Below are 23,301 nucleotides of genomic sequence, written 5' to 3'. Positions count from 1 at the left end.
GCGCGCAAGAAGCCGAGGCTGCTGCCGTGGCGCCGCGACCCCGCCTGCAACAATGGGCCCGTGACCCGCGCATCCCTGGAGAAGCAGCCGTACGACGTCGCCTCGATGTTCGACGACGTGGCGGAACGGTACGACCTGACCAACGACGTCTTGTCCCTGGGACAGGACCGGCGGTGGCGCAAGGAGGTCGCGCGCGCCGTCGACGCCCGGCCGGCGCAGAAGGTCCTCGACCTCGCCGCCGGTACGGCCACCTCCTCGCTGCCCTTCACCCGCGCCGGCGCCTACGTCGTCCCCTGCGACTTCTCCCTCGGGATGCTGCGGGTCGGCAAGCGGCGGCACACCTGGCTGCCGTTCACGGCCGGCGACGCGACGCGGCTGCCGTTCAGGGACGACACCTTCGACGCCGTCACCATCTCCTTCGGACTGCGCAACGTGCAGGACTTCGACACGGCCCTGCGCGAGATGTACCGGGTGACCAGGCCCGGCGGGCGGGTGGTCATCTGCGAGTTCTCCCATCCCACCTGGGCGCCGTTCCGCACCGTCTACACCGAGTACCTGATGCGCGCCCTGCCGCCCGTGGCGCGCGCGGTGTCCTCCAGCCCGGACGCGTACGTCTACCTCGCCGAGTCCATCCGGGCCTGGCCCGACCAGCCGGCGCTCGCCGGGCGGCTGCGCGCGGCCGGCTGGTCGAAGGTGGCGTGGCGCAACCTCAGCGGCGGAATCGTCGCCCTGCACCGGGGTTTCAAGCAGGACTGACGATCTGCGAGCAGGACTGACGATCCGGACGATCCACCGGAGCCCGCGTCAGGCCGGGGTGGTCGCGTACGGATCGCCCGGTTCGTCGAGCTCGCGCTGGAGCCCGCCCGTGGGCGGCCTCGGGACGCGCGGCTCGCGGACGCCTCCGCCGCCCTCGCCCGGACGGAAGTCGAACCACACGTACACCATGGAGTCCCGAGGGACCTCGGCACCGGGCCGCGGGTACTGGCGTACGACGTAGTCGACGACGGTGAGGTGGAAGTCCGGACGGTCCGGCGCGTTGAGGAACAGGCCCCGCGCCCGGGCGGTCTCGCGGGCGTCCACGGCCATCAGTCCGACCAGGCGCGGTACGCGCACTTCGGGTGTCTTGGGTGTCATGTGCACAGACGTCACCCCCAGCGGTGACAGGCAGGGTAACCGGCCAGGGGTGCCACCCGGAAGCGTCGGGTTTCTTTCCGTGACAATTGACTACGGTCGGTAACGGGACTCGTCGGAGTCAGAGGTTCAGCCGGTAGCAGTGGCCCTGCCGCTGCGACGTCGGCGTCACGAACGTCTCCGCGAGGCGCATGCCGAGCCGCCGGGTGACCGCGATGGACCGCTCGTTGCGGGCGTCGACCAGGGCGACCACGCTCGGCAGGCCGGCCGCGCGCAGTCGCTCCAGGGTCATGTGGGCGGCCGCGGTGACGTATCCGCGGCCCCAGAACTCCCGGCCGAGCCGCCAGCCGATCTCCGTCTCCCCCGTGGGACCCCAGGCCCGCTCCCACGGCTGGGCACCGGTGAAGCCGATGACCCGGCCGGAGTCGTCGAGCATCGTCCACAGGCAGAAGCCGCGCTCGGCGTCGTGCCGCCGCTGGCGGGCGGTGAGCTCCTCGTAGACGGACAGCTCCGCGGGCCGGCCGCCCTGGAACTCCATGACGTCCGGGTCGTCGAAGATCCGGTGCCAGGCGACGGCGTCCTCATCGGTGGGAACGCGCAGCCGTACGACGGGGAGAGCTCGGTTCACGGGGGCAACCCTTCAGCCGGGTGATCAATTCTGCTGCATAGACTGCCCATGTACGGTGCCGGTCGGCACGCACATTACGAACCTTGGGGAGATCCCGCCGTGACCGTCGTGACCGAGCCCCAGTCCGAGCCCCCTTCCGAGGCCCTTTCCGGGAACAGAGCCGATGTGATCGTCGTGGGCGCGGGGCCTGCCGGCTCCACCACCGCGTACCACCTCGCCCGGGCCGGACTCGACGTACTCCTGCTGGAGAAGACCGAGTTCCCGCGGGAGAAGGTCTGCGGCGACGGTCTCACCCCGCGCGCCGTCAAGCAGCTCGTCGCGATGGGCATCGACATCTCCGAGGAGGCCGGCTGGCTGCGCAACAAGGGCCTGAGGATCATCGGCGGTGGTGTGCGCCTGCAGCTGGACTGGCCGGATCTCGCCTCCTTCCCGGACTACGGACTCGTGCGCAAGCGCGACGACTTCGACGAGCAGCTCGCCCGGCAGGCGCAGAAGGCGGGCGCGCGGCTGTACGAGCGCTGCAACGTGAGCGTCCCCCTGGTCGACGACCGCACCGGCCGTATCACCGGTGTGAAGGCCAAGCTCGGCGAGGACAAGCGTGAGGTCACCTTCCACGCGCCGCTCGTCGTCGCCGCCGACGGCAACTCCACCCGGCTGTCCCTGGCGATGGGCCTGCACCGCCGTGAGGACCGTCCGATGGGCGTCGCGGTCCGTACGTACTTCGAGTCCCCTCGCCATGACGACGACTACCTGGAGTCCTGGCTGGAGCTGTGGGACCGGCGGGGCCCGCAGGACCGGCTGCTGCCGGGCTACGGCTGGATCTTCGGCATGGGCGACGGCACCTCCAACGTCGGCCTCGGGGTGCTCAACACCTCGGCGTCCTTCAAGGAGCTGGACTGGCGCGAGGTCCTGAAGGCCTGGTGCGCGTCCATGCCGGAGGACTGGGGCTACACCCCGGAGAACATGACCGGCCCGATCCGCGGCGCGGCTCTCCCGATGGCCTTCAACCGCCAGCCCCACTACACCAAGGGTCTGCTGCTCGTCGGTGACGCCGGCGGCCTGGTGAACCCCTTCAACGGCGAGGGCATCGCCTATGCCATGGAGTCCGGCCAGCTCGTCGCCGACATCATCGTCCAGGCCCAGTCCCGGGCCACGCCCGCCCAGCGCGAACTCGCCCTGCAGCGCTACCCGCGCGTCCTGAAGGACACCTACGGCGGCTACTACACGCTGGGCCGCGCCTTCGTGAAGCTCATCGGCAACCCGAAGGTCATGCAGATCGCCACCCAGCGTGGGCTGACCCACCCGCTGCTGATGAAGTTCACCCTCAAGCTGCTGGCCAACCTCACCGACCCGACGGGCGGCGACGCGATGGACCGCGTCATCAACGGCCTGAGCAAGGTGGCACCCAAGGCGTGAGCCGCCGGCACGGCCGACAAGGGGCGCTCACCCCTTGGTGAGCGCCCCTCGTGCGTTGGCCGGGGTGTGCTGTCCGAAGCCCGGAACGCGCACAGGCGTGCCGAAGGGCCGCAGCCCCCGAGCGGCTGCGGCCCTTCGGCACGTACGGCCGTGCGTGGTGCCCTCAGAGCACCCGGACCGCGCCGCTCGGCGGGTCGTAGGACAGCGGCCGCTCGACGACGCCCGTGGAGGGGTTCTGCGCGCCGACGAACATGCCGTTGCCGACATACACCCCCACGTGGTACGCGCTGCCCGCGCCACCCCAGTAGAGGATGTCGCCCGGCTGCAGGTTGGACAGCGACACCTGGGTGCCGGCGGTCGACTGGTTCTGGGAGACGCGCGGCAGGCTGATGCCCACCTGCTTGAAGGCGGTCTGCACCAGGCCGGAGCAGTCGTAGGCGGACGGACCGGTGGCACCGGAGACGTAGGCCTTGCCGACCTGGGCCTTGACGAACGAGACGACGGCCGCGGCCGAACCGGTCGCCGTGGACGTGCTCGTGGTGGTGGTGCTGGTGCTCACCGGGGTGGCGAGCGTGGTCCGCTCGATGGTGCGGGAGGCGCGCTCGGCGGCGGCCTTGCGGGCGGCCTCGGCGGCCTTCTTGCGGGCCTCGGCCTTCTTCTTGGCCTCGGCCTTCTTGGCGTCGGCGAGGTCCGCCTTGGCCTGCTTCGCGGCCTTCGCGGCAGCCGCGTCGCGCTCGGCCTGCAGCTGGTAGTTCGCCGCGGCCTGCTGCGTGGCGTCCGCCGACTGGGCCACCTGGGCGGCCAGATCGGCCGTCAGGGTGGGCAGTTCGAGGGTCTGGGTCACCGGCTCGGCGGCATTCGCCGACGCCGACGCACCGGCCACTGCCAGGGTGCCGAAGACGCCACTGGCGACTCCGGCCCGCATCGCGATTTTCGACGCGCTACGGCGGGGCTTCCGGTGGCTGCGTATGTGAGCGGTGTGGGACATGGGAACAACCGGTACCAGGGGCTCCTTCATATCTTCAAGGAACGTGTGGTGTGCCACATTTGCTCAATGGAGCGCCCAAATTCCCGGGTCCTGATTCCTTATTGACGGCGTAACGGACATTACGGACGCACGTGATCATGCCTGTGATCATGGGCTTTCGCTGTTACGCCCGAATTGCTCCCGACCTACCACTGGTCGAGGCCGTTGGCCAAGCCCGGTTCCCGGGCGCCTCTCATGAATGTGGCGGAGGTCACGGAACGGTCACCGCCTCGCGGCGCGTCCGCGCGCCAGAGCTCGGTAGTCCCTTATGTCACTTGAGCCCCATGAGTGAGGGGCCGTCGACGGGAGGCTGCGGGGTGCGCCCTCCGGCTTGTGAAGGGGTGAACGTGTCCACATCTCGTGTCGCCGTCCCTCTGATGTGTGAAAAGCCGCCCTATACCAAGGTCTTGACGGGTGGCGCCACTTTGCGCCGGGTGTTGGGCATCTGATAATGCGCACCCCCTCCGACCTGCAAATACGCGATAAAATGTAACCAGTAGTGATCGCGTAGGTGCTTCGCGTGCGAAGGTCACCGCTCATCCGACTTGATGATCGTTCGTCAGGTGGTGAAGATCACAAAGCTCATGCAATACCCCGTGTCGCAGATCACAGAGCGTCGGGCATAAGATGCGAGGCAGTTGGGCTTGTGACCTGCTTCACATGTTCTCGATCTTCGCCGGCACAAGCGGGGGTGATGGGGCATGTGAGGCGGCTGTGAGCCCGCTACCGCCAGCAGTCAGTGCCGACTGAGAGGAGCGAGGAGCGGTGAACGCCTATGCGCCCATCCTCGTACTGGGAGCCCTCGGGGCAGGCTTTGCGATCTTCTCCGTGGTCATGGCCACCCTGATCGGGCCGAAGCGGTACAACCGCGCCAAGCTCGAGGCCTACGAGTGCGGTATCGAGCCGACCCCCACGCCGGCCGGCGGCGGGCGCTTCCCCATCAAGTACTACCTGACGGCGATGCTCTTCATCGTCTTCGACATCGAGATCGTCTTCCTCTACCCCTGGGCCGTCACCTTCGACGCCCTGGGTGTTTTCGGGCTCGTGGAGATGCTGCTCTTCGTGCTCACCGTCTTCGTCGCGTACGCGTACGTATGGCGGCGCGGCGGCCTGGAATGGGACTGAGGGGCCTTTAACGACATGGGACTCGAAGAAAAGCTGCCGAGCGGTTTCCTGCTGACCACCGTCGAGCAGGCCGCGGGCTGGGTGCGCAAGGCGTCCGTCTTCCCGGCCACCTTCGGCCTCGCCTGCTGCGCGATCGAGATGATGACCACCGGCGCCGGCCGCTACGACCTGGCGCGCTTCGGCATGGAGGTCTTCCGCGGTTCGCCCCGCCAGGCGGACCTGATGATCGTGGCCGGCCGGGTCAGCCAGAAGATGGCGCCGGTCCTCCGGCAGGTCTACGACCAGATGCCCAACCCCAAGTGGGTGATCTCCATGGGTGTCTGCGCCTCCTCGGGCGGCATGTTCAACAACTACGCGATCGTCCAGGGCGTCGACCACATCGTCCCCGTCGACATCTATCTGCCGGGCTGCCCGCCGCGGCCCGAGATGCTGATGGACGCGATCCTCAAGCTCCACCAGAAGATCCAGTCCTCCAAGCTCGGCGTGAACGCCGAGGAGGCGGCCCGCGAGGCGGAGGAGGCGGCGCTCAAGGCCCTGCCCACGATCGAGATGAAGGGGCTGCTGCGATGAGTGACGCCAACGGCAAGGGCGTGAACGGAGCGAACGGCTCCGCGAACGGGTCCACGAACGGGGTCAACCCCGAAAAGGACCTCGCCGTCGACAACCTCCCCGGTCAGCGCGGCCAGGGCGGCGAGGAGATCCGCGTCCAGCGCGGCATGTTCGGCGCCAACAACGGCGGCGACACCTCCGGCTACGGCGGCCTGGTCCGCTCCGTCCGGCTCCCGGGACCGGCGAGCCGGCCCTACGGCGGGTGGTTCGACGAGGTCGCCGACGAACTCGAGGGCGCGCTGGAGGAGCAGGGTCTCCTGCCGGAGAACGCGATCGAGAAGACGGTCGTCGACCGCGGCGAGCTCACCTTCCACATCGAGCGCGAGCACCTGGTCCGCGTCGCCCGCACCCTGCGCGACGACCCGGCCCTGCGCTTCGAGCTGTGCACCGGTGTCAACGGCGTCCACTATCCGAACGACAAGGGCCGCGAGCTGCACGCCGTCTACCACCTGCGCTCGATCACCCACAACCGGCTGATCCGCCTCGAGGTCAGCGCCCCCGACAGCGACCCGCGCATCCCGTCGCTGGTCTCCGTCTATCCGACGAACGACTGGCACGAGCGCGAGACCTACGACTTCTTCGGGCTTGTCTTCGACGGTCACCCGGCCCTGACGCGGATCATGATGCCGGACGACTGGCAGGGGCATCCGCAGCGCAAGGACTACCCCCTCGGCGGCATCCCCGTCGAGTACAAGGGCGCCCAGATCCCGGCTCCGGACCAGCGGAGGTCGTACTCATGAGCACACACACCCCGTCGTCAGCCTCCGCACGCGAGACCACCGAGGGCACGGTCTACACGGTCACCGGTGGCGACTGGGACGAGGTCGCCCGGTCCGCGGCCCGCGCCGACGACGAACGCATCGTCGTCAACATGGGTCCCCAGCATCCCTCCACCCACGGGGTGCTGCGCCTGATCCTGGAGATCGACGGCGAGACGGTCACCGAGGCCCGCTGCGGCATCGGCTATCTGCACACCGGTATCGAGAAGAACCTCGAGTTCCGCACGTGGACGCAGGGCACCACCTTCGTCACGCGCATGGACTACCTGACGTCCTTCTTCAACGAGACCGCCTACTGTCTCGCCGTCGAGAAACTCCTCGGCATCGAGGACCAGATCACCGAGCGCGCCAAGATCATCCGAGTGCTCCTGATGGAGCTGAACCGGCTCTCCTCCCACCTGGTGTGCATCGCCACCGGCGGCATGGAGCTCGGCGCCACCACGATCATGATCTACGGATTCCGTGATCGTGAAATGATTCTCGACATCTACGAGCTCATCACGGGCCTGCGGATGAACCACGCGTACATCCGGCCCGGCGGACTCGCCCAGGACCTGCCGCCCGGCGCGGTGGACCAGATCCGCGAGTTCGTGAAGAAGATGAAGAAGAACCTCCCGGAGTACGACAAGCTCGCCACCGGGAACCCCGTCTTCAAGGCCCGTATGCAGGACGTCGGCTACCTCGACCTGGCCGGCTGCATGGCCCTCGGCGCCACCGGCCCGATCCTGCGCTCCACCGGCCTGCCGCACGACCTGCGCAAGGCGCAGCCCTACTGCGGCTACGAGACGTACGACTTCGACATCCCGACCGCCGACACCTGCGACTCCTACGGCCGCTTCCTGATCCGCCTGGAGGAGATGCGCCAGTCGCTCAGGATCGTCGAGCAGTGCCTGGACCGGCTGCAGCCGGGCCCGGTCATGGTCGCCGACAAGAAGATCGCCTGGCCCGCCCAGCTCGCCCTGGGACCGGACGGACTGGGCAACTCCCTCGACCACATCAAGAAGATCATGGGCACCTCCATGGAGGCCCTGATCCACCACTTCAAGCTGGTCACCGAGGGTTTCCGCGTTCCGCCGGGACAGGCGTACGCGGCGGTCGAGTCGCCCAAGGGCGAACTCGGGGTGCACGTCGTCTCCGACGGCGGCACCCGCCCCTACCGGGTCCACTTCCGTGACCCGTCCTTCACCAACCTGCAGGCGATGGCGGCGATGTGCGAGGGCGGCCAGGTCGCCGACGTCATCGTCGCCGTCGCGTCCATCGACCCCGTGATGGGAGGCGTCGACCGGTGACCACCAGTTCTTCGGAGCGGGGCGTCAGCCTGGGCATGCCCGAACTGCCCGCGCCCGACTACCCGGACGACGTCCGCACCCGGCTCGAGCGGGACGCGCGCGAGATCATCGCCCGCTACCCGGACTCCCGGTCGGCCCTGCTGCCGCTGCTGCACCTGGTGCAGTCGGAGGAGGGGCACGTCACGCGCACCGGGATGCGGTTCTGCGCGGACGTGCTCGGCCTGACCACGGCCGAGGTCACCGCGGTCGCCACCTTCTACACGATGTACCGGCGCAAGCCGTCCGGTGACTACCAGGTGGGCGTCTGCACCAACACCCTGTGTGCCGTGATGGGCGGCGACGCCATCTTCGAGGCGCTCCAGGAGCACCTCGGCGTCGGCAACGGCGAGACCACCGACGACGGCAAGGTCACCCTGGAGCACATCGAGTGCAACGCGGCCTGCGACTACGCGCCGGTCGTGATGGTCAACTGGGAGTTCTTCGACAACCAGACCCCGGCGAGCGTCAAGCGCCTGGCCGACGACCTCCGCGCGGGACGGCCGGTGACGCCCACGCGCGGTGCGCCGCTGTGCACCTTCAAGGAGACCGCCCGGATCCTGGCGGGCTTCCCCGACGAGCGCGAAGGGGCGACGGAGGCCGGCGGCAGTGCGGGACACGCCTCACTGGTGGGCCTCCGCCTGGCCAAGGGAGAGGCCGCACCCGCGCGCGTGGTCCACCCGCGCGACGGCGGACCGGACGACGCCGGGCCGCGGGACACCGCCGTGCACCAGCCGTCGCCGACCGAGCACCTGAGCTCGCACGACGCGCCGCAGGACACATCGGCATCCGATCCGTCCCATCCGGCGGGACCTGTCGGAGAGGAGGGGGAGGGATGACGTTGGCACCCGAGATCAACGAGAGCAGCCCCGAGAAGCTGCTCGTACCCGTGCTGTCGGCCTTCTGGGACGAGGACAGGTCCTGGACGCTGGACGTGTACCGAAGGCACGAGGGATACGAGGGGCTCCGCAAGGCGCTCGCCATGTCGCCGGACGACGTGATCGCGTACGTCAAGGACTCCGGTCTGCGCGGGCGCGGCGGCGCGGGATTCCCGACGGGAATGAAATGGCAGTTCATTCCCCAGGGTGATGGAAAACCGCACTATCTAGTTGTCAACGCCGACGAATCGGAGCCTGGAACCTGCAAGGACATCCCGCTCCTCTTCGCGAACCCGCACAGCCTCATCGAGGGCATTGTGATCGCGTGCTACGCCATCAGGTCGTCGCATGCCTTCATCTATCTGCGTGGTGAAGTCGTCCCCGTACTGCGGCGGTTGCACTCGGCCGTGCGCGAGGCCTACGCGGCCGGCTACCTCGGCAAGAACATCCTGGGCAGCGGCCTCGACCTCGACCTCACCGTGCACGCGGGCGCGGGCGCGTACATCTGCGGTGAGGAGACCGCGCTGCTGGACTCGCTCGAAGGCCGCCGTGGTCAACCGCGGCTCCGTCCCCCCTTCCCCGCTGTCGCGGGCCTCTACGCGTGCCCGACTGTGGTGAACAACGTCGAGTCGATCGCGTCGGTTCCCGCGATCCTGAAAAACGGCAAGGAATGGTTCAGGTCGATGGGCAGCGAGAAGTCCCCGGGCTTCACGCTCTACTCGCTCAGCGGCCATGTCGCGAACCCCGGCCAGTACGAGGCCCCGCTCGGCATCACGCTGCGTCAGCTGTTCGACATGAGCGGCGGCATGCGCCCCGGGCACCGGCTGAAGTTCTGGACGCCGGGCGGCTCCTCGACGCCGATGTTCACCGACGAGCACCTCGACGTCCCGCTCGACTACGAGGGAGTGGGCGCCGCGGGGTCCATGCTCGGCACCAAGGCCCTGCAGTGCTTCGACGAGACGACGTGCGTGGTGCGGGCCGTGACCCGGTGGACCGAGTTCTACGCCCACGAGTCCTGCGGCAAGTGCACGCCGTGCCGCGAAGGGACGTACTGGATGGTGCAGTTGCTGCGGGACATCGAGGCCGGCAAGGGCGTCATGTCCGACCTCGACAAGCTGAACGACATCGCCGACAACGTCAACGGCAAGTCCTTCTGCGCCCTCGGCGACGGCTCCGCCTCCCCGATCTTCTCCTCCCTGAAGTACTTCCGCGAGGAGTACGAGCAGCACATCACGGGCCGGGGCTGCCCCTTCGACCCGGCCAAGTCCACGGCCTGGGCCGACCGCACGGAGGTGAACGCATGACCGTGACCACCAACGCTCCCGCGGGCGGGGGAGAAGCGGCGGTCCCGCCGGAAGATCTCGTGACGCTGACGATCGACGGGATCGAGGTCAGCGTGCCCAAGGGCACCCTGGTCATCCGGGCCGCCGAACAGCTCGGCATCGAGATCCCCCGGTTCTGCGACCACCCCCTGCTCGACCCGGCCGGCGCCTGCCGGCAGTGCATCGTCGAGGTCGAGGGCCAGCGCAAGCCGATGGCGTCCTGCACGATCACCTGTACGGACGGGATGGTCGTCAGGACTCATCTCACCTCGCCGGTCGCCGAGAAGGCCCAGAAGGGTGTGATGGAGCTGCTGCTCATCAACCACCCGCTGGACTGCCCGGTCTGCGACAAGGGCGGCGAGTGCCCGCTGCAGAACCAGGCCATGTCGCACGGCAACGCCGACTCCCGCTTCGACGGGAAGAAGCGGACGTACGAGAAGCCCGTCCCGATCTCCACGCAGGTGCTGCTCGACCGCGAGCGGTGCGTGCTGTGCGCCCGCTGCACCCGGTTCTCCAACCAGATCGCGGGCGACCCGATGATCGACCTGATCGAGCGGGGCGCGCTGCAGCAGGTCGGCACCGGCGAGGGCGACCCCTTCGAGTCGTACTTCTCCGGCAACACCATCCAGATCTGCCCGGTCGGCGCCCTCACCTCGGCGGCGTACCGGTTCCGCTCCCGCCCCTTCGACCTCGTCTCCTCACCGTCGGTGTGCGAGCACTGCGCGGGCGGTTGCGCCACCCGCACCGACCACCGGCGCGGCAAGGTCATGCGGCGGCTCGCCGACAACGACCCCGAGGTCAACGAGGAGTGGATCTGCGACAAGGGGCGCTTCGCGTTCCGGTACGCGCAGATGAAGGACCGGCTCACGACGCCCCTGGTGCGCAACCCCGAGGGCGAGCTGGTGCCGGCGTCCTGGCCGGAGGCACTGGAGATCGCCGCCCAGGGCCTGCTCGCCTCGCGCGGGCGGACCGGTGTGCTCACCGGCGGCCGGCTCACCGTCGAGGACGCCTACGCCTACAGCAAGTTCGCGCGCGTGGCCCTCGACACCAACGACATCGACTTCCGCGCGCGCGTGCACAGCGGCGAGGAGGCCGACTTCCTGGCCGCCCGGATCGCCGGACGCGGCCGGGACCTGGACGGCAGCGGTGTCACCTACACCTCCCTGGAGAAGGCGCCCGCCGTCCTGCTCGTCGGGTTCGAGTCCGAGGAGGAGGCACCCGGCGTCTTCCTCAGGCTCCGCAAGGCCTGGCGGGGGCACGGGCAGAAGGTGTTCGCGCTGGCCACGCACGCCACGCGGGGCCTGAAGAAGGCGGGCGGCACGCTGCTGCCGGCCGCGCCCGGCACCGAGAACGAGTGGCTGGACGCGCTCGCGAGCGGTGTCGGCCTGGAGGACCAGGGCGCCGAGGCCGCCCAGGCGCTGCGCGCCGAGGGCGCGGTCATCGTCGCCGGCGAACGGCTCGCGGGAGTCGTCGGCGGTCCGACCGCCGCCGTACGGGCCGCGTCCGCCACCGGCGCCCAGCTGGTGTGGATCCCGCGCCGGGCGGGCGAGCGCGGTGCCGTCGAGGCCGGCGCGCTGCCGTCGCTGCTGCCGGGCGGGCGCCCGGCCACCGACCCGCGCGCGCGGGAGGAGGTCGCCGCGCTCTGGGGCGTCGCCGAACTCCCGCACCGCTACGGCCGCGACACCGGACAGATCATCGAGGCCGCGGCGGGAGGCCAGCTGCAGGCGCTGGTCGTCGCCGGCGTGGAGGTCGCCGACCTGCCCGATCCGGCACGCGCGCGTGAGGCACTGTCCGAGGCGGGTTTCGTGGTGTCGCTGGAACTGCGGCCCAGCGAGGCCACCGAACACGCGGACGTGGTCCTCCCCGTCGCCGCCGTCGCCGAGAAGGCCGGCTCCTTCCTCAACTGGGAGGGCAGGGTCCGCGTCTTCGAGGCCGCGCTCAAGCCCGACCAGATGACCCGCACCCTGGCGCCCACCGACGCGCGCGTCCTGCAGATGCTGGCCGACGCCATGGACGTACACCTGGGGCTGCCGGACCTGCGGACCGTGCGCGCGGAGCTGGACCGGCTGGGCGCCTGGACCGGGCCGCGCGCCGACGACCCGCAGGGGAGCACGGCCGTACTGCCCCGGCCCGCCGCCGGGGAGGCCGTGCTCGCCGGGCACCGGCTGCTGCTCGACCACGGCGTCCTGCAGGAGGGCGACGAGGCGCTCGCCGGCACCCGGCATGCCGCACGCGCACGCGTGTCGTCCGCCACGGCCGCCGAGGCGGGCGTCGAGGACGGCGACCTGCTCGCCGTGACCGGCCCCGCCGGATCGGTCGAACTCCCTCTGGAGATCACCGAGATGCCCGACCGGGTGGTGTGGCTCCCGCTGAACTCCGTCGGCGGGGGTGTCGCCTCCGACACCGGGGCGCTGCCCGGCTCCCTCGTCCGCATCGGCCCGGCGACGCCCTCGACCGAGGCCCCCAAGGAGGTGGAGGCATGAGCCCGTACCTCGCCGCTGAGAACCTTTCGATGTTCGGCACCGATCCGTGGTGGCTGGTCGTCGTCAAGGCGGTGTTCTGCTTCGCCTTCCTGATGGTGACCGTGCTGTTCTCCATCGTCTGGGAGCGCAAGGTCGTCGCCTGGATGCAGCTGCGCATCGGCCCCAACCGGAACGGCCCCTGGGGCATGCTCCAGTCGCTGGCCGACGGCGTGAAGCTGATGCTCAAGGAGGACGTCGTCGTCAAGCGCGCGGACAAGGTGGTCTACGTCCTCGCGCCGATCGTCGCGGCCATCCCGGCCTTCATGGCGATCGCGGTGATCCCCTTCGGGCCGGCCGGCAACGAGATCTCGATCTTCGGCCACCGCACCACGATGCAGCTGACCGACCTGCCGATCGCGATGCTCTACATCCTCGCGGTCGCCTCCGTCGGCATCTACGGCATCGTGCTGGCCGGCTGGAGCTCCGGATCCACCTACCCGCTCCTCGGCGGCCTGCGGTCCTGCGCGCAGATGATCTCCTACGAGATCGCCATGGGCGCCGCGTTCGCCTCCGTGTTCCTGTACTCGGGGTCGATGTCGACGTCGGCGATCGTCGAACAGCAGCACGACCGCTGGTACATCCTGCTGCTGCCGGTCTCCTTCATCCTCTACATCGTCACGATGGTCGGCGAGACCAACCGCGCCCCGTTCGACATGCCGGAGTCCGAGGGCGACCTGGTCGGCGGCTTCAACACCGAGTACTCGTCGATCAAGTTCGCGATGTTCATGCTCGCCGAGTACGTGAACATGGTGACGGTCTCGGCGGTGGCGACCACGCTGTTCCTGGGCGGCTGGCGGGCCCCCTGGCCGATCAGCACCTTCTGGGAGGGCGCCAACCACGGCTGGTGGCCGCTGCTCTGGTTCGTGATCAAGGTCCAGCTGCTGCTGTTCTTCTTCATCTGGCTGCGCGGCACGCTCCCACGGGTCCGCTACGACCAGCTGATGAAGCTCGGCTGGAAGGTGCTCATCCCGGTCTCCGTGGCCTGGCTGATGCTCGTCGCGACCGTGCGGGTGCTGCGCAACGAGAACTACGACTTCGTCGACATCGCCCTGTACGTCGGCGGTGCTGTGCTGACCGTGCTGGTCCTGTCCTTCGTCGCCGACATGTTCCGCGAGCGGGCCAAGGGCGCCGAGAAGCCCGCCGCTCAGCCCGTCGGCTTCGACCCGATGGCCGGCGGATTCCCCGTACCGCCGCTGCCGGGGCAGGAACTGCCGCCGGTGCCGCGGCGCCGCCCGCGCCGCGAGCGCGAGTTGATTGTCAGTGGCGGGTCCGATACTGACAGTGACGGATCTCTGGATGGAAAGGAGGCGTCCGATGGCTGAGGAACCCAAGGAGACCAAGCCCGGTTTCCTGAACCCCGTGGCCGGCTTCGGCGTGACCTTCAAGGCCATGTTCAAGAAGCGGCTGACCGAGCAGTACCCGGAGCAGAAGAAGACCACCGCTCCGCGCTTCCACGGACGGCACCAGCTCAACCGCCATCCGGACGGTCTGGAGAAGTGCGTCGGCTGTGAGCTGTGCGCCTGGGCCTGCCCCGCCGACGCCATCTACGTGGAGGGCGCCGACAACACCGACGAGGAGCGCTACTCGCCGGGCGAGCGGTACGGCCGCGTCTACCAGATCAACTACGCCCGCTGCATCCTGTGCGGCCTGTGCATCGAGGCGTGCCCCACGCGCGCGCTGACGATGACCAACGAGTTCGAACTGGCCGACTCCAGCCGCGCCAACCTCATCTACACCAAGGAGCAACTGCTCGCCGGTCTCGAAGAGGGCATGGTCGACACGCCGCACGCCATCTACCCGGGGACCGACGAGCAGGACTACTACCGGGGCCTGGTGACGGAGGCCGCGCCCGGCACGGTGCGCCAGGCCGCCGTCTCCAAGGGGGAGAAGCAGGAAGAGAAGGAGGTGGACGCATGAGCGCTCAGCTCGCCGCCTACTCCACCTCCACCGGAGAGGCCTTCCAGTTCTGGGTCCTCGGCACCGTCGCGGTGATCGGCGCCCTGTGCACCGTCTTCATGAAGAGGACCGTGCACAGCGCGCTGTGCCTGGCCGCCACCATGATCGTCTTGGCGGTGTTCTACCTCGCCAACGGCGCCTACTTCCTGGGCATCGTGCAGATCGTCGTCTACACCGGCGCGATCATGATGCTGTTCCTGTTCGTGGTGATGCTCGTCGGTGTGACCGCCGCGGACTCCCTGAAGGAAACCATCAAGGGCCAGCGCTGGCTGGCCCTCCTGTGCGGGCTCGGCTTCGGCATCCTGCTCTTCGCGGGCATCGCCCACGCCTCCCTCAAGGACTTCAACGGCACCGGCAGGGCGAACGCGAACGGCAACGTGGAGGGCCTGGCCTCCCTCATCTTCACCCGGTACGTGTTCGCCTTCGAACTCACCGGCGCCCTGCTCATCACAGCCACCCTCGGCGCCATGGTGCTCACCCACCGCCAGCGCACCGAGCGGGCCCGGACCCAGCGCGAGCTGTCCGAGCAGCGCGTGCGCGAGGGGACGCACGTACCGCCGCTGCCGGCACCCGGCGTGTACGCCCGCCACAACGCCGTGGACATCGCCGGCCTGCTGCCCGACGGCACCCCGTCCGAGCTCACCGTCAGCAAGACGCTGCGCGAGCGCGGCCAGATCCGGGACGTCTCCGCGGAGGCGCTCAACGATCTGAGGGCCCTGGAGCAGCGCGCCGAGGAGCGCCTGGAGCGCACCGAGATCGAGCCGACGGCCTTCAAGCGGCCCGAGGAGGCGTCGAAGTGAATCCCGTCAACTACATCTATCTCGCCGCCCTGTTGTTCACGATCGGCGCCACCGGCGTGCTGATCCGGCGCAACGCCATCGTGATCTTCATGTGCATCGAGCTGATGCTGAACGCCTGCAACCTCGCGCTCGTCGCCTTCTCCCGGTTGCACGGCAACCTCGACGGCCAGATCATCGCGTTCTTCACGATGGTCGTCGCCGCAGCGGAGGTCGTGGTCGGGCTCGCGATCATCGTGTCGCTGTTCCGTTCCCGCCACTCGGCCTCGGTCGACGACGCCAGCCTGATGAAGCTGTAAGGGGTCGGAAGAATCGTGGAGAACCTGATTGCGCTGCTGATCGCGGCGCCCCTGCTCGGAGCGGCCGTCCTCCTGGTCGGCGGCCGACGCCTCGACGCCGTCGGCCACTGGATCGGCACGCTGCTCGCGGCCGTCTCCTTCGTGATCGGCCTGGTCCTCTTCGCCGACCTGCTCGGCAAGGACGCCGGACAGCGGACCATGACCCAGCACCTGTTCAGCTGGATCCCGGTGGCCGGCTTCCAGGCGGACGTCACGTTCCGGCTCGACCAGTTGTCGATGACGTTCGTACTGCTGATCACCGGCGTCGGCTCGCTGATCCACCTGTACTCGGTCGGGTACATGGAGCACGACGAGCGGCGCCGCCGCTTCTTCGGCTACCTCAACCTGTTCCTCGCGGCGATGCTGCTGCTCGTCCTCGCCGACAACTACCTGCTGCTGTACTTCGGCTGGGAGGGCGTCGGTCTCGCCTCCTACCTGCTGATCGGCTTCTGGCAGCACAAGCCCAGCGCGGCCACGGCCGCGAAGAAGGCCTTCCTGGTCAACCGGGTCGGCGACATGGGCCTGTCGATCGCGATCATGCTGATGTTCCTGACGTTCGGAACCTTCGCCTTCGGGCCGCTGCTCGGCACCCACGCCGAACCCGGTCTCGCGGGCGGCGCCACCGAGGGCAAGCTCACCGCGATCGCCCTGCTGCTGCTGCTCGCCGCCTGCGGCAAGTCCGCCCAGGTGCCGCTGCAGTCCTGGCTCGGGGACGCGATGGAGGGCCCGACCCCGGTCTCGGCCCTCATCCACGCCGCGACCATGGTGACGGCGGGCGTCTACCTCATCGTCCGCTCCGCGGCGATCTTCAACGCGGCGCCGAACGCGCAGCTCGTGGTCACTGTCGTCGGCGCGGTCACGCTCTTGTTCGGTGCGATCGTCGGTTGCGCGAAGGACGACATCAAGAAGGCACTGGCCGGCTCGACCATGTCGCAGATCGGCTACATGGTGCTGGCCGCAGGCCTCGGCCCCATCGGCTACGTCTTCGCGATCATGCACCTGGTGACGCACGGCTTCTTCAAGGCCGGGTTGTTCCTCGGCGCCGGTTCGGTCATGCACGGCATGAACGACGAGGTCGACATGCGCAAGTACGGTGGCCTGCGCAAGTACATGCCGGTCACCTTCATCACCTTCGGCCTCGGCTATCTCGCCATCATCGGCTTCCCGGGCCTGTCCGGCTTCTTCTCCAAGGACAAGATCATCGAGGCGGCCTTCGCCAAGGGCGGCACCGAGGGCTGGATCCTCGGCGGCGCGGCCCTGCTGGGCGCGGCCATCACCGCGTTCTACATGACGCGCGTGATGCTGATGACGTTCTTCGGTGAGGAGCGCTGGCGCAACCGGCCGACGGCCTCCCCCGCGGAGTCCGACGTGGAGCCGGCGGCCGAGGAGCGGGGCGCACACGCTGAGCCGCACCCGCACGAGTCGCCCAAGGTCATGACGATCCCCATGATCGTACTGGCCGTCGGGTCGGTCTTCGGCGGCGCGTTCTTCAGCATCGGCGACCGCTTCCTGAACTGGCTGGAGCCGGTCACGGGACACAGTGAGGGCAATTCGCCGCTCAGTGCCCTGACGGTCACCGGGGCGACCATGGTGTGCCTGGTGATCGGCGTGGCCATCGCCTGGGCCCAGTACGGCCGCAAGCCGGTCCCGGTCGTCGCCCCGCGCGGGTCGCTGCTCACCCGGGCCGCCCGGCGCGACCTGCTCCAGGACGACTTCAACCACGTCGTCCTGGTCCGCGGCGGCGAGCACCTCACGCGGTCCCTGGTTTACCTCGACCACACCCTGGTCGACGGCGTCGTCAACGGCACGGCGGCCTCGGTCGGCGGCCTGTCCGGGCGGATGCGCCGGCTGCAGAACGGCTTCGCGCGTTCCTACGCGGTCTCGATGTTCGGCGGTGCGGCACTTCTCGTCGCCGCGACCCTGCTGATGAGGGCGGTCTGATACCGATGTCCTTTCCTCTGCTGACAGCGACGGCGGTACTCCCGGCCGTCGGGGCCATCGCCACGGCCGCCGTGCCGGCCGCCCGGCGCACCGCCGCCAAGTGGCTCGCGCTGGCCGTCTCGCTCGGCACGCTCGCGCTGGCGGTCACCGTCCTGGTCCGCTTCGACCCGGGCGGCGCCCGTTACCAGCTCACCGAGTCCCACTCCTGGATCGCGGCCTTCGGGGTCCGGTACGAGCTGGGCGTGGACGGCATCGCGGTGGCGCTGATCGGGCTGACCACCCTGCTCGTCCCGTTCGTGATGCTGGCGGGCTGGCACGACGCCGACCCTTCCCCAAGCTCTCAACTTCGTTCGAGCAGGGGAGGCCCCAAGGAGACCGGACGCCCATATCACTGGCGGCCGACGCAGGGCTTCTTCGCCCTGATCCTGGCCCTCGAGGCGATGGTGATCATCTCCTTCGAGGCCACCGATGTCTTCCTCTTCTACATCTTCTTCGAAGCCATGCTGATCCCGCTGTACTTCCTCATCGGCGGCTTCGGGGACCGTGCCCATGAGCACGGGGAGAAGGCGGCGTCGACGCAGCGGTCGTACGCGGCGGTGAAGTTCCTGCTCTACAACCTGGCCGGCGGCCTGATCATGCTGGCCGCGGTGATCGGCCTGTACGTGGTCGCCGGGAGCTTCTCGCTCACCGAGATCGCGCAGGCCCGTGCCAACGGCTCGCTGCACATGGCGACCGACGTCGAACGCTGGCTGTTCCTCGGCTTCTTCTTCGCCTTCGCGGTGAAGGCGCCGCTGTGGCCGCTGCACACCTGGCTGCCCAACGCCATGCAGGAGTCCACCGCGCCGGTCGCCGTCCTCATCACGGCCGTGGTCGACAAGGTGGGCACCTTCGCGATGCTCCGCTTCTGCCTCCAGCTGTTCCCGGAGGCGAGCAAGTGGGCCACGCCGGTCATCCTGGTCCTGGCCCTGATCAGCATCATCTACGGTGCGCTGCTGGCGGTCGGCCAGCGGGACATCAAGCGCCTGATCGCGTACGCGTCGATCTCGCACTTCGGCTTCATCATCATGGGCATCTTCGCGATGACCAGCCAGGGCCAGTCCGGGGCGACGCTCTACATGGTCAACCACGGCCTGTCGACGGCCGTGCTCATGCTGATCGCCGGCTTCCTGATCTCCCGTCGCGGCTCCCGGCTCATCGCCGACTACGGCGGTGTGCAGAAGGTCGCTCCGGTGCTCGCCGGCACGTTCCTGATCGGCGGCCTCGCCACCCTGTCGCTACCGGGACTGGCGCCCTTCGTCAGTGAGTTCCTGGTCCTGGTCGGCACGTTCACGCGCTACCCGGCGGTCGGCATCGTCGCCACCTTCGGCATCGTGCTCGCCGCGCTGTACACCCTCGTCCTCTACCAGAGGACGATGACCGGCCCGGTCAAGAAGGAGGTCTCGGCGATGCCGGACCTGCGGGTGCGGGAACTGGTGGTCGTGGCACCGCTGATCGTCCTGCTGATCTTCCTGGGCGTCTATCCCAAGCCCGTCACGGACATCGTCAACCCGGCGGTCAAGCAGACCATGTCCGACGTACACAAGACCGACCCCAAGCCCGAGGTGGAGGCGGCCAAGTGAGCGCAGCAGCCGTCCACAGCCTGTGGACAACCGCGGCCGATCCGATCTCGAAGATCGACGCGCCGAAGATCGAATACGGGCAGTTGTCGCCCACCCTGATCGTCGTGGGCGCGGCGATCGTCGGGGTGCTCATCGAGGCGTTCGTCCCGCGCAGGTCGCGCTACTACGCGCAGGTGTTCGTGTCCGTCGTCGCGCTCTGCGCCGCGTTCGCCGCGGTCGTCGCGCTCGCGGCGGACGGGTACGGCACCACCAAGGCGCACATCGCGGCCATGGGCGCCATCGCCGTCGACGGACCCTCCCTGTTCCTGCAGGGCACGATCCTGCTGGCGGCCCTGGTCGGCCTGTTCACCTTCGCCGAACGGCGCCTGGATCCGGCCGCGCACGGCAACCGGGTCGACTCCTTCGCCGCGCAGGCGTCGTCCGTACCGGGCAGCGACAGCGAGAAGGCCGCGGTCAAGGCCGGTTTCACCACCACCGAGGTCTTCCCGCTGCTCCTCTTCGCGGTCGCCGGCATGCTGGTGTTCCCGTCGGCCAACGACCTGCTGACCCTGTTCGTGGCCCTGGAAGTCCTGTCCCTCCCGCTGTACCTGCTGTGCGCGCTGGCCCGCCGCAAGCGGCTCATGTCGCAGGAGGCCGCGGTCAAGTACTTCCTGCTGGGCGCGTTCGCCTCCGCGTTCACCCTGTTCGGCATCGCGCTGCTGTACGGGTACGCGGGCTCGGTGTCGTACGCGACGATCGCTCAGGTCGTCGACGGAAACGTGCCGAACGTCGACCCGGCGCTGGCCAACACCATGGGCAACGACGCGCTGCTGCTCATCGGCGCCGCGATGGTCGTGATGGGGCTGTTGTTCAAGGTGGGCGCGGTGCCGTTCCACATGTGGACGCCGGACGTCTACCAGGGCGCGCCGACCCCGGTCACCGGGTTCATGGCGGCGGCGACCAAGGTGGCGGCCTTCGGTGCGCTGCTGCGGCTGCTCTACGTCGTCCTGCCGGGCATGCGCTGGGACTGGCGGCCGGTGATGTGGGCGGTCGCGATCATCACGATGCTGGTCGGTGCGATCGTCGCGATCACGCAGACCGACATCAAGCGGCTGTTGGCGTACTCGTCGATCGCCCACGCCGGCTTCATCCTCGCGGGTGTCATCGCGACCTCGAAGGACGGCGTCTCCTCCGTCCTGTTCTACCTGGCCGCGTACTCCTTCGTGACGATCGGCGCCTTCGCCGTGGTCACCCTGGTCCGCGACGCCGGCGGCGAGGCCACGCACCTGTCCAAGTGGGCGGGGCTCGGCCGCCGTTCGCCGCTGGTGGCGGCCGTTTTCGCGGTGTTCCTGCTGGCCTTCGCCGGCATCCCGCTGACCTCGGGCTTCGCGGGGAAGTTCGCCGTCTTCAAGGCGGCGGCGGAAGGTGGCGCGGTCCCGCTGGTCGTGATCGGTGTGATCTCGTCCGCGGTCGCCGCCTTCTTCTACATCCGCGTGATCGTCCTGATGTTCTTCAGCGAGCCACGACCGGAGGGTCCGACGGTGGCGGTCCCGTCGCCGCTGACGATGACGGCGATCGGCGTGGGCGTGGCGGTCACGGTGGTGCTCGGCGTGGCGCCGCAGTACTTCCTGGACCTGGCGAACCAGGCGGGGGTGTTCGTGCGCTGAGGGCGATCCGCGATCCGCGATCCGCGATCCGCGATCCTCGTGACACGCGGCTGCCCGGCACCCCTGTGAGGGGTGCCGGGCAGCGGCGTGCGTGGGTTACCGATCCTTGCCCACTCCTCGTCCATTCCTCGTCCACGAGAGGTTTGGTGGTGAGACGACCGGAGCCTGTGGATAACTCCGGGGCTGTCGGTGCCGCCCCCTATCGTGGGGCAGTGACTGAAGGACGACGTACGGGGGACGAGACGATGGGTGGGACGGGCGGTGTCACCGAGATGCCAGTGAGCCGGAGCGAGGCGCTGGCCACGCTGCACCAGGTCTTCGGATACGAGGCCTTCCGGGGCGAGCAGGAAGCGGTCATCGAGCATGTGGTGGCGGGCGGCGATGCCGTCGTGCTCATGCCCACCGGTGGCGGAAAGTCGCTGTGCTATCAGATCCCGTCCCTGGTCAGACCCGGTACGGGCGTCGTCGTGTCGCCGCTGATCGCGCTCATGCAGGACCAGGTGGACGCGCTGCGGGCGCTGGGCGTGCGCGCCGGGTTCATCAACTCCACGCAGGACTTCGACGAGCGGCGTGTGGTCGAGGCGGAGTTCCTGGCCGGCGAGCTGGACCTGCTCTACCTGGCGCCGGAGCGACTGCGCCTGGAGGCCACGCTCGACCTGCTCTCCCGCGGCAAGATCTCCGTCTTCGCCATCGACGAGGCGCACTGCGTGTCCCAGTGGGGCCACGACTTCCGCCCCGACTACCTGGCGCTGTCGCTGCTGGGCGAGCAGTGGCCGGACGTGCCGCGGATCGCGCTCACGGCGACAGCCACCCGCGCCACGCATCAGGAGATCACCCAGCGGCTGAACATGCCGCAGGCCCGGCACTTCGTGGCGAGCTTCGACCGGCCCAACATCCAGTACCGGATCGTGCCCAAGGCCGACCCCAAGAAGCAGTTGCTGACCTTCCTCGGTCAGGAGCACCCGGGCGACGCGGGCATCGTGTACTGCCTGTCGCGCAACTCGGTGGAGAAGACGGCGGAGTTCCTCACCCGCAACGGCATCGAGGCGGTGCCCTATCACGCCGGCCTGGACGCGGGCACCCGCGCCGCGCACCAGTCCCGGTTCCTGCGCGAGGACGGCCTGGTCGTGGTGGCCACCATCGCCTTCGGCATGGGCATCGACAAGCCGGACGTACGGTTCGTCGCCCACCTGGACCTGCCCAAGTCGGTCGAGGGCTACTACCAGGAGACCGGCCGCGCCGGACGCGACGGCCTGCCCTCGACGGCCTGGATGGCCTACGGCCTGAACGACGTCATACAGCAGCGCAAGCTCATCCAGTCCGGCGAGGGCGACGAGACCTTCCGCCGCCGGGCCCAGGCCCATCTGGACGCGATGCTCGCCCTGTGCGAGACGGCCCGGTGCCGCCGCGGCCAACTCCTCGTCTACTTCGGCCAGGACCCGGACCCGGCCGGCTGCGGCAACTGCGACACCTGCCTGACCCCGCCCGAGACCTGGGACGGCACGATCGCGGCCCAGAAGGTGCTGTCGACGGTGGTGCGGCTGAAGCGGGAGCGGGGCCAGAAGTTCGGTGCGGGGCAGATCATCGACATCCTGCTCGGCAAGCGCACCGGCAAGGTGATCCAGTTCGACCACGACCAGCTGTCCGTCTTCGGCATCGGCGAGGAGCTCACCGAGGGCGAATGGCGTGGTGTCGTAAGGCAGTTGCTGGCACAGGGCCTGCTCGCGGTCGAGGGCGAGTACGGCACGCTGGTGCTGACCGACACCAGCGCCTCGGTGCTGCGGCGCGAGCGTGAGGTGCCGCTGCGCAAGGAGCCGAGGAAACCGGCGGCTGCACGGGAGTCGGCCGCCCGAGCCGACCGCAAACCCAAGGCGGCGGCCGAGCTGCCCGGGGAACTGCTCCCCGCCTTCGAGGCCCTGCGCGCCTGGCGCGCCGAACAGGCCCGCGAGCAGGGTGTCCCGGCCTATGTGATCTTCCACGACGCCACACTGCGGGAGATCGTCACGGTCTGGCCGACATCCGTGCCACAGCTCGGCACGGTCGGCGGCGTCGGCGAGAAGAAGCTGGCGACGTACGGGGACGGGGTGCTCGCGGTGCTCGAGTCGCTGGGCGGGCCGCCCGGCGCGGGAACGGCCGGCCCGGGAACGGCCGGCCCGGCTGAGCCGGAACCGGTGGAGGACCTGCTCGAGCCGGAACCGGTGGAGGACCTGCTCGAGCCGGAACCCGACGACTGGATATAGGG

At 69.2% G+C, this 23,301-nt stretch carries 20 protein-coding genes; 17 read left to right on the top strand and 3 right to left on the bottom strand.

The features are described 5' to 3' along the window. Nucleotides 1-60: 60 nt before the first annotated feature. Entirely contained in the window at nucleotides 61-756 is a 696-nt protein-coding gene (locus tag ACX25U_RS14980; RefSeq protein ID WP_454392354.1) for a demethylmenaquinone methyltransferase, read from the top strand. Between the two features lie 48 nt (nucleotides 757-804). Here ACX25U_RS14980 and ACX25U_RS14975 read toward each other — a convergent pair whose 3' ends face one another. Both ACX25U_RS14975 and ACX25U_RS14970 read right to left on the bottom strand, forming a co-directional pair. Continuing rightward, nucleotides 805-1,134, bottom strand: coding sequence for a PASTA domain-containing protein (locus ACX25U_RS14975; protein ID WP_454392352.1), 330 nt, complete (start codon nucleotides 1,132-1,134; stop codon nucleotides 805-807). Between the two features lie 118 nt (nucleotides 1,135-1,252). Continuing rightward, nucleotides 1,253-1,759, bottom strand: a complete 507-nt coding sequence (locus ACX25U_RS14970) for a GNAT family N-acetyltransferase (RefSeq protein ID WP_454392350.1) — start codon at nucleotides 1,757-1,759, stop codon at nucleotides 1,253-1,255. Nucleotides 1,760-1,858: 99 nt separating this feature from the next. Here ACX25U_RS14970 and ACX25U_RS14965 point away from each other — a divergent pair, with 99 nt between their 5' ends. Further along, nucleotides 1,859-3,175, top strand: coding sequence for a geranylgeranyl reductase family protein (locus ACX25U_RS14965; RefSeq protein WP_454392348.1), 1,317 nt, complete (start codon nucleotides 1,859-1,861; stop codon nucleotides 3,173-3,175). Nucleotides 3,176-3,338: 163 nt separating this feature from the next. Here the strand turns inward: ACX25U_RS14965 and ACX25U_RS14960 are convergent, their stop codons facing one another. Further along, nucleotides 3,339-4,163: a C40 family peptidase gene (locus ACX25U_RS14960; protein ID WP_454392346.1), complete on the bottom strand. Its 825-nt coding sequence runs from the start codon at nucleotides 4,161-4,163 to the stop codon at nucleotides 3,339-3,341. A gap of 804 nt (nucleotides 4,164-4,967) precedes the next feature. Here ACX25U_RS14960 and ACX25U_RS14955 point away from each other — a divergent pair. The 15 genes from ACX25U_RS14955 to recQ all read left to right on the top strand — a co-directional run bounded on the left by ACX25U_RS14955 (nucleotide 4,968) and on the right by recQ (nucleotide 23,299). Then, nucleotides 4,968-5,327, top strand: coding sequence for an NADH-quinone oxidoreductase subunit A (locus tag ACX25U_RS14955; RefSeq protein WP_007383963.1), 360 nt, complete (start codon nucleotides 4,968-4,970; stop codon nucleotides 5,325-5,327). Between the two features lie 15 nt (nucleotides 5,328-5,342). Then, entirely contained in the window at nucleotides 5,343-5,897 is a 555-nt protein-coding gene (locus ACX25U_RS14950; protein ID WP_007383964.1) for a NuoB/complex I 20 kDa subunit family protein, read from the top strand. After that, nucleotides 5,894-6,676 carry an NADH-quinone oxidoreductase subunit C gene (locus ACX25U_RS14945; RefSeq protein ID WP_454392344.1) on the top strand — a complete coding sequence of 261 codons (783 nt, stop codon included), beginning with the start codon at nucleotides 5,894-5,896 and terminating at the stop codon, nucleotides 6,674-6,676. Before ACX25U_RS14950 ends, ACX25U_RS14945 begins: the two co-directional genes overlap by 4 nt. Further along, nucleotides 6,673-8,004, top strand: coding sequence for an NADH-quinone oxidoreductase subunit D (locus tag ACX25U_RS14940; RefSeq protein ID WP_454392343.1), 1,332 nt, complete (start codon nucleotides 6,673-6,675; stop codon nucleotides 8,002-8,004). Before ACX25U_RS14945 ends, ACX25U_RS14940 begins: the two co-directional genes overlap by 4 nt. Further along, on the top strand, nucleotides 8,001-8,879 hold the full coding sequence (gene nuoE, locus ACX25U_RS14935; RefSeq protein ID WP_454392341.1) for an NADH-quinone oxidoreductase subunit NuoE: 879 nt from the start codon (nucleotides 8,001-8,003) through the stop codon (nucleotides 8,877-8,879). The genes ACX25U_RS14940 and nuoE overlap by 4 nt, the downstream gene beginning before the upstream one ends. After that, nucleotides 8,876-10,222, top strand: a complete 1,347-nt coding sequence (gene nuoF / locus ACX25U_RS14930; RefSeq protein WP_454392339.1) for an NADH-quinone oxidoreductase subunit NuoF — start codon at nucleotides 8,876-8,878, stop codon at nucleotides 10,220-10,222. Before nuoE ends, nuoF begins: the two co-directional genes overlap by 4 nt. Then, nucleotides 10,219-12,723, top strand: coding sequence for an NADH-quinone oxidoreductase subunit G (locus ACX25U_RS14925; RefSeq protein WP_454392337.1), 2,505 nt, complete (start codon nucleotides 10,219-10,221; stop codon nucleotides 12,721-12,723). The genes nuoF and ACX25U_RS14925 overlap by 4 nt, the downstream gene beginning before the upstream one ends. Beyond that, complete coding sequence (gene nuoH / locus ACX25U_RS14920) at nucleotides 12,720-14,084, top strand: NADH-quinone oxidoreductase subunit NuoH (RefSeq protein WP_454392335.1); 1,365 nt, start codon at nucleotides 12,720-12,722, stop codon at nucleotides 14,082-14,084. The genes ACX25U_RS14925 and nuoH overlap by 4 nt, the downstream gene beginning before the upstream one ends. Beyond that, on the top strand, nucleotides 14,077-14,679 hold the full coding sequence (nuoI, locus tag ACX25U_RS14915; protein WP_454392333.1) for an NADH-quinone oxidoreductase subunit NuoI: 603 nt from the start codon (nucleotides 14,077-14,079) through the stop codon (nucleotides 14,677-14,679). The genes nuoH and nuoI overlap by 8 nt, the downstream gene beginning before the upstream one ends. Beyond that, nucleotides 14,676-15,518: an NADH-quinone oxidoreductase subunit J gene (locus tag ACX25U_RS14910; protein ID WP_454392331.1), complete on the top strand. Its 843-nt coding sequence runs from the start codon at nucleotides 14,676-14,678 to the stop codon at nucleotides 15,516-15,518. Before nuoI ends, ACX25U_RS14910 begins: the two co-directional genes overlap by 4 nt. After that, on the top strand, nucleotides 15,515-15,814 hold the full coding sequence (gene nuoK, locus ACX25U_RS14905; protein ID WP_454392329.1) for an NADH-quinone oxidoreductase subunit NuoK: 300 nt from the start codon (nucleotides 15,515-15,517) through the stop codon (nucleotides 15,812-15,814). The genes ACX25U_RS14910 and nuoK overlap by 4 nt, the downstream gene beginning before the upstream one ends. Nucleotides 15,815-15,829: 15 nt before the next feature. Then, nucleotides 15,830-17,794 (top strand): NADH-quinone oxidoreductase subunit L, encoded by a 1,965-nt coding sequence (nuoL, locus tag ACX25U_RS14900; RefSeq protein WP_454392327.1) that lies wholly within the window; start codon nucleotides 15,830-15,832, stop codon nucleotides 17,792-17,794. 5 nt (nucleotides 17,795-17,799) lie between these two features. After that, the gene (locus ACX25U_RS14895; RefSeq protein ID WP_454392325.1) at nucleotides 17,800-19,413 is read left to right on the top strand and encodes an NADH-quinone oxidoreductase subunit M; all 1,614 of its coding nucleotides are present in this window, start codon (nucleotides 17,800-17,802) and stop codon (nucleotides 19,411-19,413) included. Then, nucleotides 19,410-21,059, top strand: coding sequence for an NADH-quinone oxidoreductase subunit NuoN (nuoN, locus tag ACX25U_RS14890; RefSeq protein ID WP_454392323.1), 1,650 nt, complete (start codon nucleotides 19,410-19,412; stop codon nucleotides 21,057-21,059). The genes ACX25U_RS14895 and nuoN overlap by 4 nt, the downstream gene beginning before the upstream one ends. Before the next feature lie 245 nt (nucleotides 21,060-21,304). Next, complete coding sequence (gene recQ / locus ACX25U_RS14885; protein WP_454394283.1) at nucleotides 21,305-23,299, top strand: DNA helicase RecQ; 1,995 nt, start codon at nucleotides 21,305-21,307, stop codon at nucleotides 23,297-23,299. Nucleotides 23,300-23,301: the final 2 nt, after the last annotated feature.

This window comes from Streptomyces sp. JNUCC 63 (assembly GCF_054366325.1).
The sequence above is the reverse complement of the archived record's forward strand: the minus strand, read 5'-3'. Positions and strand labels throughout refer to the sequence as shown.